Source organism: Ralstonia sp. R-29 (assembly GCF_049913345.1).
In the GTDB taxonomy this organism is placed as follows: Bacteria; Pseudomonadota; Gammaproteobacteria; order Burkholderiales; family Burkholderiaceae; genus Ralstonia.
In genome coordinates this window covers 1,340,384-1,352,980 of sequence record NZ_CP184377.1, presented here as the reverse complement: position 1 = coordinate 1,352,980, position 12,597 = coordinate 1,340,384, and the positions used below count along the sequence as shown (strand labels likewise).

The window sequence follows — 12,597 nt, the reverse complement described above, 5'->3', positions numbered from 1 at the left end:
CTAATCTTTCTCTCCGAGCCGCCTCATACGAATGCGCTATTCAGAAAAGGGACGAATCGGCCGCTCCTAAGGAGGTGGCAGTGCACAATCTCCATCACGCCGTTACGTTGAGAAAAAAGAGGAACCCATGCCGCTGGCCCGCCAGCTTCCGTTGTCCAGCTTGCAGGTTCGCGCCGCACCTGCCACCTATGTGCTGGCCCCTGCCCGAACTTAACCACCCGCCCTTGCCGACCGTGTTGGGCGTCCGCTCGCCGCCCGACCGTTCCAAACCCTGGAGCGCTCCATGACCGTCAGAACGTTTGCGAGCACCGTGGCGGGCTTCATGGGTGTGTCGTCAGACAACCCGGAGCTGCTCAAGGCGCAGTACCGCGCCTTTTCGCGCCAGCTGCCGATGATGTATTTCATCCTCATCAGCAGCACCTGGGCGGTCGCCCTCGCCTTCCGCGGCCATGCACCCAACTGGCTCGCCATCGGGGTGCCGCTGCTACTCACAGCGGCCTGCGTCGTGCGCGTGCTGCACTGGTGGCGGTCTCGGCGGGTGGACCCAACGCCCGAACTCGCCCTGCGCGCGCTCAAACGCACCAACCGACTGGCGAGCATCATCGCTGCGGCGTTCACCGCGTGGTCGCTGGCACTGTTCCCTTATGGGGACCCGTACACGCGTTCGTACCTGGCCTTTTACATGGCCATCACCGTGATCGCCTGCATCTTCTGCCTGATGCACCTGCGCTCGGCAGCCGTCATCGTCACGGTTATCGTCAGTGGTGTGTTCATCGCGTTTTTTTCCGCGACGGGGCAACCGACCTTTGTGGCCATTGCTATCAACATGGCGCTGGTGTCGTTGGGCCTGCTCGTCATCCTGATGATCAACTACCGCGATTTCACCCTCATGGTGAACGCGCAAACCGAGGCCCGCCGCCGTGAAGCCGAACAAGGCCGGCTGCTGCAGATGATCGATGACATGCCCATCGCGGTCATGACGGTCAAGCCGGACTCGCTGGTCATCAACTACGCCAACAACACTTCCAAGCGCCTGGTCGACCGGATCGCACACCTGCTGCCAATCAAGAGCGACGGCTTGCTCGGTACCTCCATCGACATCTTCCACGCACGACCGGAGATGCAACGCCGGCTGCTGGCGGACCCCGCCAACCTGCCATACAACACCCGCGTACAGCTCGGCCCGGAAGTACTGGACCTGAAAATTTCAGCCGTGCGTGCCAACGACGGCAGCTACATCGGCCCCATGCTGACCTGGGCGCTGGTGACCAAAGAGGTGGAAGCCGAAAACCGCATCCGCCAGTTGGCCCACTACGACATGCTCACGGGGCTGGCCAATCGCACCAACTTTCGCGAACAACTGGATGCACGGCTTGCGGTGCCGGGCGCCCGCCTTGGGTTGCTGTATATCGACCTGGACGGCTTCAAGGTCATCAACGACACCAAGGGCCACCGCGCGGGCGATGCCCTGCTTGAACAAGTGGCGGCAAGGCTAAGTTCGGTGTGCAGCTCCGCCGGCACCATCGCGCGGCTGGGCGGGGACGAATTCGCCGTGCTCGTGCCGCACGACGATGCCAACCAGGCAACGGCGCTGGCCTGCGCCATCATCGCGGCGCTCAGCACGCCGTATCCGCTGGGCACCGACCAGAGCGTACGGATTGGGGCGTCGGTCGGCATGGCGCTGGCGCCAGCGCATGGCCATGATGCCGAGAGCCTGCTCGCGCGTGCGGACATCGCGCTTTATGCCGCCAAGGCGGCCGGCAAAGGCATGGCACGCCTGTTCAGCGCAGACATGGAAACCCGCATTCAGGAGCGCGCCCGTCTGGAAGCGCAGTTGCGCGTGGCGCTGGAGCGTGAAGAACGCCTGTTCGTTTTCTATCAGCCAATCATCGAGGTGGAGACCGGCAAGGTCACCGCGCGCGAAGCGCTGGTGCGTTGGCACCATGCCGAGCGCGGCTGGGTGCCGCCGGCGGAGTTCGTGCCCATTGCCGAACAAAGCGGCCTGATCGACCAGCTCGGCCGCTTCGTGCTGCAACGGGCCTGCCGAGAAGCCGCCCGCTGGGAAGACGGTGCGCGCGTAGCGGTGAACGTATCGCCCATGCAACTGGGCAAGGCGACGCTGGCGCAGACGGTGCGTGCCGCGCTGCTCGATGCGGGGCTCGCGGCTGACCGGCTGGAGATCGAAGTCACGGAAACCGCGCTCGTCCAGAACGAGGCCGAGAGCATTGAAGACCTGCGCGAGCTCTATCAGATGGGCGTGCGCGTTGCGCTCGACGACTTTGGCACGGGGTACTCATCGCTGGCGCATCTGCGCGCGTTTCCGTTCGACAAGATCAAGATCGACCGCTCGTTCGTCTGCGACTTGCAGCAGCGGCCTGATAGCGCCGTGCTGGTCAAGGCGATTGCCGACCTGGGCCGGCAGCTTGGCGTGATTACCGTGGCGGAAGGGGTGGAAACACCGGCCCAGGCGCGGCTGATCCGCGAGGCGGGTTGCACACAGGCGCAAGGGTATTTCTACGGCCGCCCTGCCCCGTCCGAAGCGGACCGGGACGCCGTGGAAGCCTGCTCTGCGGTGGAGCTGGCGGCCGCGGGGCTCAGCACCTGCGCCGGTTGACTCAGCGCCACCGCCGGATGCATCCGTGCGTAGGCAAACGCATAGTCCAACTCCCCCGACGCCTGCGCGTGCAACGTGAAGAGCGGCTGCCCAACCTGCACCTGATCATGCAGCCGCACGTGCATTTCCACGCCGGCCACTTGGCGCATCGGCGCACCGGCCAGCTTGGCGATCCGCGCGAGATGCCGGTTGTCGATACTGCTGATGATGCCGTCCTGCTCGGCCACCACATCGCGGCGGAAGATGGCCTCACCGGGCACACGCAGGCCGCCCTGCGCTTCGCAGATCTCTTCGAACTTGCGCCAGGCAGCGCCGCTGTCGAGCACGCCCTCGGCGTCCGCACTGCCTGAGCCGGGTGCCGCCGCCCCGCAGAACTCCAACAACGCGCCAGCCAGCAGCAACGAGCGCTCGCGCAGGTCGAACGGCGCCGTCGGCAAGCGCTGCAGCACGGCCAGCACGTCACGCGCCTCCAGCGCAGGCCCGATCCCCCGGCCCACGGGCTGCATGCCATCGGTCGGCACGATCAGCACATGCACGCCAAACGCCCGCGCCACACGTTCGAGCAACATGCGCAGGCGCTCCAGATCGGGCTGGCTGCGTACCTTGGCAGTGGGCCCGACCGGCACATCGATCACGACATGGGTCGAGCCCGCTGCGATCTTCTTCGACAGAATCGACGCTACCAGTTGTGCATCACTGTCCACATCCAGTGCCCGCTCGACGCGGATCAACACATCATCGGCCGGGCTGAGGCTCAGCGCACCGCCCCACGCCAGCGATGCGCCCACGCGGTCAACCACGTGCCGTAACTCCGTCGCGCTGAGGTTCACGCGCGTGAGCGTTGCCATGGTGTCGGCCGTGCCGGCAGGCGATGTGATGGCGCGCGACGATGTCTTGGGCAACAGCAACCCTGCCGCTGCGGCAATGGCCACGACAATCGGGCTGGTGCGGTTGCCAGGCAGCCCGCCCACGCAATGCTTGTCGGCAACGATGGGGCGATCCCACGTGAGTCGCTCGCCTGAATCGACCATCGCCTGCGTCAGGTCGATCGTCTCCTTCACGCTCATGCGCTCGCCCGCGCATGCGCTCAGGAACGCGGCGATGTGCACGTCGGCGTAGCGCTCGTTGGCGATGTCTCGGATGACGCTGCCGAGCTGATGCGCATCCAGGTGCGCGCCATAGATCTTGGCGCGCACCGCCCGCAGCGATTCCAGCGCCGGCGCATGGCTCACGCTCACCACATCGCCGGGCCGGGCCATCAGCGATTCGGCAGCGCTGACGGACAGGCTGACCTCGCATTTCTCCAGCAACGTGGACGCGACGAGGTTGAGCGTGGCGATCAGCGCGCGCTCGCCAATACGCACCTCCACCCGGGCCTGCGCGGCAAACCCCTCTGCACGACAGACCGCGCAATCCGGGTGCATGTAGATGACATGTTCCTGCCACGTGTCGATGCCGAGCGGCTTGAAGGTCAGCCGGTCGGGCAACGCCGTCACCTCGGATGGCTCGCGCATGGCAATGGCTCCGGAGTCCGCCGAGGTTTCTGACCGGCCATCACACGGGAAAGCGAAAGTGCCCGCTATGCAGGGTGATCTGCTTGGAGCCGGTCAGCTCGAACATGGCCCGGGCAACGGCTTCGATGTCACCGCGATGGCCGGCAAACGCTTGCACCAAGTCTTCGGAACGGCAAGAGCGCGCGCCGAAGTGGTCTTCCAGTGCCTCGGCCGTGATGGCGTAGGTGGCGTTGTTGCCGTCCACCGAGGCACGGCATTGCAGCACCGGGCCGGCCGCGCAGTAAGTGGGCTCGCTGGTGGAAAACTCGATCTGTTTCATGATGCATTCCCCAGGGTTGGGATGTTGCTATCGCCAGCGTAGGAGCGCCGCCCTTAGCGGACAAGCCGACTTGTGACCTCGGGCAGAGGTAGATCAAACAGTGGCGCGATTGCCTCCACCAACGGTGCAGTCAACGCAATGCGGTTGGACGGATGCGCGATGGTGTCGCAGGTGACGACATCCGCAGCCACGTCGCACAACGCGCTGTACGCGCGCTCAGCAAAGACCGCGTGAACGGCTACGCAATATGGGCGTGGCAACCCTGCACGCTGCAGTTGCTCGGCGGCGGCAACCAGCGTGCGGCCGGTGGAGATGATGTCGTCAACCAGCACTGGCACACATCCCGGGCGCATGTCGGGCATGGTCGACCCTATGGCCGACACTTCCACGTGCCACGCGCTATGGCGTGTCTTGTTGAGCACCCTCCACGGCGCATCGCACAGCTTGGCGACGTGTTCGACCCATTGGCGGCTCTCCTCATCGGGGCCGATCAGCATCGGGCTTTGCACGTGCGCGCGCACCCAGGCCGCCAATGCAGGCGCCGCCTGCACGGCAACAGTCGGAATCCCATAGACCTCCGACAGCGTGGAGATGCGATGCAGATGCGGGTCGACCGTAACGAGCCAATCGAAGTACTGGGTCAGCAACGCGGCAAAGTGCTGCGCGGTGCAGATCTCGCCGAACTGGAAGATGGCGTCTTGCCGCATGTAGGCCAGGTACGGCGCTACCAGCCCCACGCGGCGCGCGCCGCCTTCGCGGGCAGCAAGGGCCAGCCACAATAGGGGCAGCAGCTTGTCGTCGGGCCGGTCGAGCGTGCAGATGATGGCGACATCGGCGCCGCGCACTGGCGTTCGCAGCCGCACGTAGGAATCCCCATCGGGAAAGCGCTTGAAGTCCGCATGGCCGATTTCCGCGCCCAGCGGGAGCGCCAATCGGGCAGCGGCAGCTTGGTTGCCCGGCATGGCCAGCACGATGCGCCTGCCCGTCGTGCGCGCAGATGATAGAGCCGGTGCCCGAGATTCCATGATCAGATGAGCGGATAGGTTTGCCGATACTCCGGCATGCGCACCGGCCATTGCAGTTCGCGCTCGATGCGCTGGCGCAGGGCATCGCTGGCGGCCGGCTCTCCGTGGACGACGAAGGTCTGCCGTGGTGCGCGCGTGAAGCCGTGCAGCCACGTCATCAACTCGTTAACATCGGCATGGGCGGAGAGGTTGGCAATCTGCTCGACCGTCGCGCGGATTGGGACTTCCCGCCCGTGCACACGCAACGCACGTTGCCCGGCCAACAGGGCCGCACCGCGCGTACCCGCAGCCTGAAACCCCGACATCAGGATGGCGTTGCGCTTGCCGCCGCCAAAGCTCTTGAGGTGATGCAGCACCCGGCCACCTGTGGCCATGCCGCTGGCGGCAAGAATGATCTTGGGCGTGCGGTCGCTGCTCAAGTGCATCGACTGCTGCGGGCTCTGAATCGGCACAGCCAGCGCACACGCCGCCTGGCAATCCGCTGCTTCGATATGCAGATCATCAACGTGATGCGCAAACACCTCGGTTGCGCGCTCAGCCATCGGGCTGTCGAGGTAGATCGGCACATGCGGAATGCGGTGGGTGCGGATCAACTGATACAGGCAGAACAGCAGTGCCTGCGTGCGCCCGACGGCAAAGGCGGGAATCAGCAGCGTACCGCCCTGGCCGATGGTCCGCCGCACGATCTGCTCCAGCACGTCGAGCGGATCGCCGGCCGGGTGCACGCGGTCGCCATAGGTGGATTCCACCAGCAGCGTATCGGCCTCGGCCACGGGTTCAGGTGGCCGCATCACCGGGTCGACTTGCCGGCCCAGATCGCCGGAAAAGACGATGCGCTGGCCGCCAGCAAACAGCGTCAACGTGGCCGCACCGATGATATGGCCGGCACGATGGAACTCGGCCTCTACACCATCCACCACGGGAAAGCGCTCGCTATACGCCATCGGGTGCAGCTTGCGCAGCGCCTTGGCGGCGTCCTTCTCGTCATAGAGCGGCAAGGCCGGATGGTGGCGGGAGAAACCCTGCGCGTTGGCGTACTGCGCATCTTCCACCGCCAGCCGGGCGCTGTCGGGCAGCATGATGTTGCAGAGCTCGGCCGTGCCCTTCGTGCAATACACGGGGCCGCGAAACCCGTTGCGCACCAGCAGCGGCAGGTAGCCGCTGTGGTCGATATGCGCGTGGGTCAGCACCACAGCATCCACGTGATGGGGGTTGATGGCGAGTGGGTCCCAGTTGCGCAGCCGCAAGGATTTGTACCCCTGGAACAGCCCGCAATCGACCATCACGCGGTGCGCGCCGGTGTCCAGCACGTACTTGGAGCCGGTGACCGTATCGGTGGCGCCGAGAAACTGCAGCCGCATGTCTCTCTCCCTCTTTTTCCTGCTTGCTGCGCTGCTCAGCGAATGGGGACGCGCTGCTGCGGCGAAGCCTCCTTCTTGGGCAGCGTCACGCGCAAGAGCCCATCGGCGTAGGTCGCGTCGACCTTGCTTTCGTCAACGGCGGCATCCAGCGTGAACATGCGCTGCATTGCGCCGCTGTAGCGCTCGCTCCGAATCACGCGCTCGCCTTCCTTCTTCTCGGTCTGCCGCTCCACCTTGGCCGAGATCATGACCGTACCCCGATCGACCGTGACGTCGATGTCTTCCTTCTTTGCACCCGGGATTTCCGCCACCACGTTGTACGCGGAGTCGGATTCCGTCACGTCCACCTTGAACGGCAACACGCCATCCATGTTGCCCCGGAACGAACGCAACAGCCCCTGGAAGATATCGCCCACCGGTTCAATGGCGAACGGGTCGTAACGCCTGAGTTGGCTCATGGCTACCTCCTGATACGTGAACATGACTGGATTGCCGGTACTCGCCGACACATTCATCGTGGCACGGCATGCCGTACGTGCCTTGCGGCAGATCAATGTCCAGAGACGGACACGGAGAAACCCATGCCGGCATGTCGTATGGCGCACGCAATGCAGGGCATGCCGGTTTCCACAGCCGCTGTCAGGTTTTGCTGACAGCGCAGTCCACCCGGCCGACAGGATTCTCAGCCCAGCCTGCATGACGGCACCGCGCGCGCGCCGTCAATACTGGACTCACACAACCAGGCAACCACGCAGCGCAACGGTTGCGACCGCCCCACGATGCACTGGAGTCCGCCATGATCCAGAACCGCAACGCCCCCGCCGCCGACACCCTGCTCTTCTCGCTGGGCGCGCACCTCGTCACCGAGCGTGATGGGTACGAGCACCACGGCATCTACGTGGGCGATGGACAGGTGATCCATTACGCGGGCTTTTCGGGCAGGCGGCGGTGCGGGCCGGTGGAACAGGTCTCTACCGATGCATTTGCCGGCGGACACGCCGTTCACGTCCGGCCGGACCACTGCCCACGGTATGCCGGCGCGGAGGTCGCCCGCCGTGCTGGCTCGCGCCTTGGCGAAAGCAACTACCGGCTGCTCACCAACAACTGCGAGCACTTCTGCGCTTGGTGCGTGTTTGGCGAGGGCCGCAGCGAACAGGTCAGCGCCTGCTTGAGAAGCCCCGTGCGCGCGATGCGCACGGCGTCCAGACTGCTCATGGTGATTGTCGCGGCGCAATGGCGCATACCGCATGCCACTGAACATGCAGCCTGACACCTCTGCTGGAGGACACGATGCACCAACACACCACAGCCCTGCGCGAGCTCATCGCCAAATGGTTTGGTCACGGCAATGCGACGCACCTGCGCATCACACGTCTGCATGGCCCGGGGCTGGAACGCGGTTGCATCCGGGCCGAGCTTGCCAACGCGGCGCAACCGCTGGCGATTGTGTTCTTCCGGCATCAGGCGGGGTGCTGGCGCATCTTTCCGCCCGCGCGTGCCCAAGGCGTCCACGGAAACCGGGAGCGTTGACACGCGTCAACCCCTTAGCGCAAGAGATGGGAAGAATACATAGGCAGGCGCTGCGCTAAGGCGTGCGCCGGACGATGCAGCGTGTTGCTGCACCCCCTGCTCAATGGAGTTACACCGTGACGATTCCCGTCGAACTTTCGTTTCAAGGCCTGCCCCACTCCAATGCGATTGAAGAGGCCGTCGCGCACCAGCTCAGCCGCCTGGAACGGCTGCGTAGCCACATCACGCGCTGCCGGGTCAGCCTGAGCCAGGAGGCCAAGCACCAGCAGCAGGGTCGCCCCTTCAGCGTGCGCGTGGACCTGATGACACCGCTGAGCGACCGCATCTTCAGCGACACGTCGGAACAAGATCCCTACGTTGCCCTGCGCGAGGCGTTTGCGCGCGTGGAACGCATGCTGATCGACGCTACACAAAAGCAACGCAACCACAGTGGACAACCGGCCGATCCAGCCGAAGAAGCCTGACCCGCTCCGGGTTGTCGAGAGCGGGCCACAGGAGGTACACACATGACCGCTCCATCCAGTCCGACTCTCGCCACCCAGGCTGCGCCGCTGGGACCTGATGCGGATGCATTGGTCACCAGCCTGCTGACGGCGGCCGCTTATCCGCACCCGGCCACCCGTCCGCGGCTGATCGAAACGCATCTGTCGTGGGTGTTTCTGGCCGGTGAGTTTGCGTACAAGGTCCGTAAGCCGGTGGCGCTGGATTTTGTCGATTTCTCATCGTTGGCGGCACGGCGCGCGGATTGCGAAGAGGAATGGCGGCTCAACCACCCGCTCGCGCCCGGCTTGTACCTGGGCGTGGTGCCACTGACGCGCGATGCCGACACCGGCGCCATTCTCATTGGCGGGCACGGTGACACGGTCGACTATGCCGTGCGCATGCGGCGCTTTCACCAGCACGACGTGTTGCACGCCATGGCGCTTGAACGACGGCTCAGCGCGCAGCAGATCGACCCGCTGGCCGACCTGATCGCCGACTTTCACCGCGCGGCACCCATTGCCGACGCGAGCACCGATTACGGTACCGCCGCACGCATTCGCCAGACACTAGAAGACTGCGCGAATGCCGTACTTGCGCTGAGCACAAACTGGGCACACGCACGGGCTGCCGTATCGCTGCTGCGCCAGCACGCCGAACGGCTGGACTGCGCATTCGAGTCACGCAGGCGCACGGGACACATCCGCGAATGCCACGGCGATCTTCATCTGGGCAACATCGTGCTGATCGGCACCCGGCCGACACCGTTTGATTGCCTGGAGTTCTCCGCCGCATTGCGGTGGATCGACACCATGTATGACACGGCATTCCTGTTCATGGACTTGCTTGCGCTCGGCATGCCAGACTTGGCCTACCGCCTCATCAATCGCTACCTGGAACGCAGTGCAGACTATGGCGGCCTGGCTGTGCTGCCCTTCTACGCCGCCATGCGCGCGCTGGTACGCGCCCGCGTGCTGCTGGAGCGCGCACGCCAACTGGAAGACACCGACGAAGACGCCACCATGCAGCGCGACGAAGCACACCGGCTGCTCGATCTTTCGGTGTCGTTGCTCACGCGCGATGACGGCTGCCTCCTCCTCATGCATGGCCTGTCCGGCAGCGGCAAATCCACCCGCGCCGCACAGTACGCGGAGGCCGAACAGATGATCCGCGTGCGCTCAGACGCTGAACGCCAACGCAGGCATGACGCCACCGCAACCGAGCGCTACACCCCGCACGCCATCGACCGCACATATCGGCGCATGGCAGCCATCTGCCGTATCGGCGTGCGTGCGGGTTTCCCAATGATTGCGGATGCCACCTTTTTGGCACGCCACCATCGGGACCAGTTCTTCGCATTGGCGAAACGCCTTGGCGTGCCGGTGGCGATTGCCGACTGCGCTGCAACCTTCAACGTCTTGCAAACGCGCATTACCGCGCGTGCCAGGCGCGGCACGGATGCGTCCGAGGCAGACCTCGCCGTACTGGATGGGCAGATTGCAACGCAGCAGCCGCTGTCTGGCGATGAGCTTGTCCACGTGATTCCCGCCGAGGTGTCTGCGGTGTTGCCGTGGGTGCTTCGCACGCTTGCACACCGATGAGCGCATGCGCGGGCCGGCTACAGCGTGTCTTCGTCCGAAAACAAGTGATGACGGATGGCGTAGCGCACGAGTGCCGCTTCGCTGGAGAGCTGCAGCTTGTCCATCAACCGCATCTTGTACGTGCTGATGGTTTTGGCGCTGACGCACAGGCTGGTGGCGATGTCGGTCAACGGCTCGCCCTGCACCAGCCGGCGGTAGACCTCCATTTCACGGTCGGACAAGCGCGTGTGGGGCGCTTCTTCATTGGCCTCGCCCAGGCTGTGCGCGAGTTTTTCTGCAATGGCCGGGCTGACGTAGGTGCCACCACTGGCGACCTTCTGCAGCGCCGTCACCAGTTCGGTCGCGGCGCTTTCCTTGGTCAGATACGCCGCCGCGCCGGCGCGGAATGCCCGCGCAACGTACTGCTCTTCCGCGTGCATGGTCAGTACCAGCGCACGCACACCGGGGTGGTCCGCATGCAGCTGGCGCAGCAGTTCCAGCCCGTTGCGGCCGGGCATGGACAAATCCAGCACGATCACGCGGGGTTGATGCTCACGCACGAGTTGCAGCACCTGCGTGCCGTCGGAGGCTTCGCACACCACGTCGAAATCTCCGGCGCGCTCCAGGATATGGCGCACGCCGTCGCGCATCACGGCGTGATCGTCGGCGATCATCACGCGGATCATGAACGGCTCTCCTCAGTCAAAACTTGGTTAGCAGGAAAACACACGGTCAACCGGAATCCAACGTCGAGCGCATGCGAAGTCGTGGCCTGGCCACCCAGTTGGCGCGCGCGCTCGCGAATCCCGAGCAAGCCGAGCGGCCGGCGCTCACCTTCCGCGGGCGGGGCGCCGCTCCAGCCGCGGCCATTGTCTTGAATGCTTAGTTCGAGCATATCGCCCTGGCGGCCGAAGTGGATGTCCACGCGGGTGGCATCGGCATGGCGCACCACGTTGTTCAACGCTTCCTGCACGATACGGAACACTGAGATGGCCGAGTGTTCGTCCATCGCCACCTCTTCGGCCCGCACCTGAATGATCAGGCCGAAGCGCTGGCGCACATTCTTGGCAATCCATTCAATGGCCGGCACGAGGCCCAGTTCATCCAGCAACGGCGGGCGCAAGTCGGCGGAGATCTGTCGCACGGCGGCGATGGTTTCGTCAATCACGCGTTGCATGGCCGCAGTCTGCGCTGTCAGCGTGCCCGGTGTGCCGGCTGCCTGCAGATCGGCCGCCAGCAGCGAGATATCCATCTTCAGCGCGCTCAGGCGCTGGCCAAGATCGTCGTGCAATTCTCGGGCGATGCGGCGGCGCTCTTCCTCGCGCGCGGCGAGGATGCTGTCAGACAAGTGCTGCAGCTCTTCCTGCGAGCGCCGCAGTGCGGCGTCGGCGCGCATGCGCTCGGTGGTGTCGCGCAGCATCACCGTATACAACTTGGCGCCGCTGTCCTCGATCTGCGAGATGGACGCCTCGATGGGGAATTCACGGCCGTCCGCGTGCAGAGCAAACAAGGCACGCTGGCGGCCCATCTGGCGCTCCGACACGCCTGTCACGCCAAACCGGCGCACATGCGCCTCGTGTGCGTGGCGAAATCGCTCAGGGATGAAATCGGCCAGCGGGCGGCCAATGGCGTGGCTGGCGGGGCACCCAAACAGCGTTTCGGCCATCGGGTTGAACAGGACGATGCGTTGCGCGTCGTCCACCGAAATGATGGCCTCCATGGACGAGCGGATGATGCCCGCCAGACGGGCCTCGCTCTTTTCCAGATAGGCGAGATAGTCGGTGACGGTGGCGCGCAGCATGCGCAGCCGGAACCAGTAGAACGTGAGCGCCAGCACGGCCACCAGGCTGGCGATGCCCAGCAGCAGGATGGCCGCCCCGCGCACGCGGGGAATGGCGACCGATGCCAGCCATGCCGCCGACACAAACAGCAGCACCACCGCCAGCCCCCCAGCCAGCAGTTCGGCCGGCGTGGAATGCAACTGCAGCAGGCGCCTGCGCCCGGCGGCTGCCGAATGCCCGGTATGCCCGGTTTGTCCCTCTTGCTTCATGGCTGAATGCCGGCCCCGCGCAGACGAAGATGCCGTCACATTAATGCATCTGACCGGCAATGGGAATTAACCATGTGATCAATGCATCTCTAAACAGCAACCTCATGTCAGGGTTTCCTGACAG

11 protein-coding genes and 1 pseudogene are annotated in these 12,597 nt (G+C 64.9%); 5 read left to right on the top strand and 7 right to left on the bottom strand.

Going from position 1 to position 12,597, the window contains the following annotated elements:
- The first annotated feature begins 283 nt into the window (after window positions 1–283).
- A complete protein-coding gene (locus tag ACN9M1_RS06355; RefSeq protein ID WP_426398346.1) occupies window positions 284–2,614 on the top strand; it encodes a putative bifunctional diguanylate cyclase/phosphodiesterase in 2,331 nt (776 codons plus the stop codon).
- On the opposite strand, the pseudogene ACN9M1_RS06350 reads toward ACN9M1_RS06355, so the two are convergent.
- The 5 genes and pseudogenes from ACN9M1_RS06350 to ACN9M1_RS06330 form a co-directional block, all read right to left on the bottom strand.
- Window positions 2,614–4,128, bottom strand: a pseudogene (locus ACN9M1_RS06350) (thymidine phosphorylase family protein); the annotation flags it as partial. The gene ACN9M1_RS06355 and the pseudogene ACN9M1_RS06350 sit on opposite strands and share 1 nt — an antisense overlap.
- Before the next feature lie 40 nt (window positions 4,129–4,168).
- Window positions 4,169–4,447: a DUF1488 domain-containing protein gene (locus ACN9M1_RS06345; RefSeq protein ID WP_426398344.1), complete on the bottom strand. Its 279-nt coding sequence runs from the start codon at window positions 4,445–4,447 to the stop codon at window positions 4,169–4,171.
- Window positions 4,448–4,500: 53 nt separating this feature from the next.
- Window positions 4,501–5,472: a ribose-phosphate diphosphokinase gene (locus ACN9M1_RS06340; RefSeq protein ID WP_426398342.1), complete on the bottom strand. Its 972-nt coding sequence runs from the start codon at window positions 5,470–5,472 to the stop codon at window positions 4,501–4,503.
- Between the two features lie 2 nt (window positions 5,473–5,474).
- Window positions 5,475–6,833, bottom strand: a complete 1,359-nt coding sequence (locus tag ACN9M1_RS06335; protein ID WP_426398340.1) for an MBL fold metallo-hydrolase RNA specificity domain-containing protein — start codon at window positions 6,831–6,833, stop codon at window positions 5,475–5,477.
- A gap of 35 nt (window positions 6,834–6,868) precedes the next feature.
- On the bottom strand, window positions 6,869–7,291 hold the full coding sequence (locus tag ACN9M1_RS06330; protein ID WP_426398338.1) for an Hsp20/alpha crystallin family protein: 423 nt from the start codon (window positions 7,289–7,291) through the stop codon (window positions 6,869–6,871).
- 338 nt (window positions 7,292–7,629) lie between these two features.
- Here ACN9M1_RS06330 and ACN9M1_RS06325 point away from each other — a divergent pair, with 338 nt between their 5' ends.
- The 4 genes from ACN9M1_RS06325 (at window position 7,630) to ACN9M1_RS06310 (ending at window position 10,444) form a co-directional block, all read left to right on the top strand.
- A complete protein-coding gene (locus ACN9M1_RS06325) occupies window positions 7,630–8,103 on the top strand; it encodes a lecithin retinol acyltransferase family protein (protein ID WP_426398337.1) in 474 nt (157 codons plus the stop codon).
- A gap of 20 nt (window positions 8,104–8,123) precedes the next feature.
- Complete coding sequence (locus ACN9M1_RS06320) at window positions 8,124–8,363, top strand: hypothetical protein (protein WP_426398335.1); 240 nt, start codon at window positions 8,124–8,126, stop codon at window positions 8,361–8,363.
- A 116-nt stretch (window positions 8,364–8,479) separates the two neighbouring features.
- Window positions 8,480–8,827 carry an HPF/RaiA family ribosome-associated protein gene (locus tag ACN9M1_RS06315; RefSeq protein ID WP_426398333.1) on the top strand — a complete coding sequence of 116 codons (348 nt, stop codon included), beginning with the start codon at window positions 8,480–8,482 and terminating at the stop codon, window positions 8,825–8,827.
- Window positions 8,828–8,869: 42 nt separating this feature from the next.
- A complete protein-coding gene (locus tag ACN9M1_RS06310; RefSeq protein WP_426398331.1) occupies window positions 8,870–10,444 on the top strand; it encodes a bifunctional aminoglycoside phosphotransferase/ATP-binding protein in 1,575 nt (524 codons plus the stop codon).
- 17 nt (window positions 10,445–10,461) lie between these two features.
- Here the strand turns inward: ACN9M1_RS06310 and ACN9M1_RS06305 are convergent, their stop codons facing one another.
- On the bottom strand, window positions 10,462–11,109 hold the full coding sequence (locus tag ACN9M1_RS06305; RefSeq protein WP_426398329.1) for a response regulator: 648 nt from the start codon (window positions 11,107–11,109) through the stop codon (window positions 10,462–10,464).
- Window positions 11,106–12,473 (bottom strand): PAS domain-containing sensor histidine kinase, encoded by a 1,368-nt coding sequence (locus ACN9M1_RS06300; protein WP_426398327.1) that lies wholly within the window; start codon window positions 12,471–12,473, stop codon window positions 11,106–11,108. Before ACN9M1_RS06300 ends, ACN9M1_RS06305 begins: the two co-directional genes overlap by 4 nt.
- Window positions 12,474–12,597: the final 124 nt, after the last annotated feature.